The following is a 1,106-nucleotide window of genomic DNA, read 5'->3' on the forward strand; positions in this document are numbered from 1 at the left end:
GCACGCTCCAGCGCGATATCCATCGCCGCCTGCTGGCCCTTGGTCAGAACCGCGAAATTGGCGGTGGTGCCGATCGACAGCGTCGCCATCCGGTAGTCCAGCGCTTCGATGCTCTCGACCGGCTTGCCGTTGAGCTGCAGCACCACGTCGCCGGGCTTGAGCCCTGCCTTGGCGGCCGGTCCGGTCGCCTCGACCGACGAAACCAGCGCACCGGTCGGCTTCTCCATGCCGAGCGATTCTGCGATCTGCGGCGTCACCGCTTCGAACTCGGCGCCGACATAGGGCCTCTCGAAGAAGTCGAGCCCGGCCTTGGCCGCGTCGGCAAAGGCGCGAACCATGTTCGAGGGAATGGCGAAGCCGATGCCGATCGAACCGCCGCTGCGGCTGTAGATGGCCGTATTGATGCCGACCAGCTGGCCGCCCATGTTGATCAGCGCACCGCCGGAATTGCCGGGATTGATGGCGGCGTCGGTCTGGATGAAGAAGCTGGAATCGGAGACGCCGATATGGCTGCGGGCCAGTGCCGAGACGATGCCGCTGGTGGTGGTCTGGCCGACGCCGAAGGGGTTGCCGATGGCCAGCAGCAGATCGCCGACCTCGAGCGCGTCGGAATCGCCGATGGCAATGACCGGAAACGGCTTGTCCGAGGTGATCTTGAGCACGGCAAGGTCGAGAGTCTCGTCCTTGAGCAGCACCTTGCTGTCGAACTCACGCCCATCAGCGGTCGCCACCTTGACCCGGTCGGCATCCTTGATGACGTGGTAATTGGTGACCACGACGCCAGTCGGATCGACCAGCACGCCGGAGCCCAGCGAAGACTGCGCGCGCGGCTGCGAGCGGCCGAAGAATTCTTCGAAGAACGGATCGCCGTCGAAAGGCGATGTCACCTTGGCGGTCTGCGAGGCATAGACATTGACCACCGCCGGCGCCGTCTGCTTGACCAGCGGCGCAAACGACAGCTGCACCTCCTCGCGACCGAACGGCACGCGCTTGTCGGGACCGGACGTCGCGTTCTCGCCCTCGACGCCATGCAGCAGGTCGGTCAGCACATCGGACAGGCCGGGATCGGTCTTGGTCTCCTCGGCCAATGCCTGCCTGACCACCGG

1 protein-coding gene is annotated in these 1,106 nt (G+C 65.5%); it reads right to left on the reverse strand.

Annotated elements, in window-relative coordinates; translation table 11 throughout:
• Positions 1–1,103 (reverse strand): trypsin-like peptidase domain-containing protein (locus EN991_RS37295; RefSeq protein ID WP_245461189.1); only part of this gene is annotated, 1,103 nt, incomplete at its 3' end.
• Positions 1,104–1,106 lie beyond the last annotated feature (3 nt).

It is taken from the genome of Mesorhizobium sp. M7A.F.Ca.US.005.03.2.1 (assembly GCF_003997795.1).
GTDB lineage: Bacteria > Pseudomonadota > Alphaproteobacteria > Rhizobiales > Rhizobiaceae > Mesorhizobium > Mesorhizobium ciceri.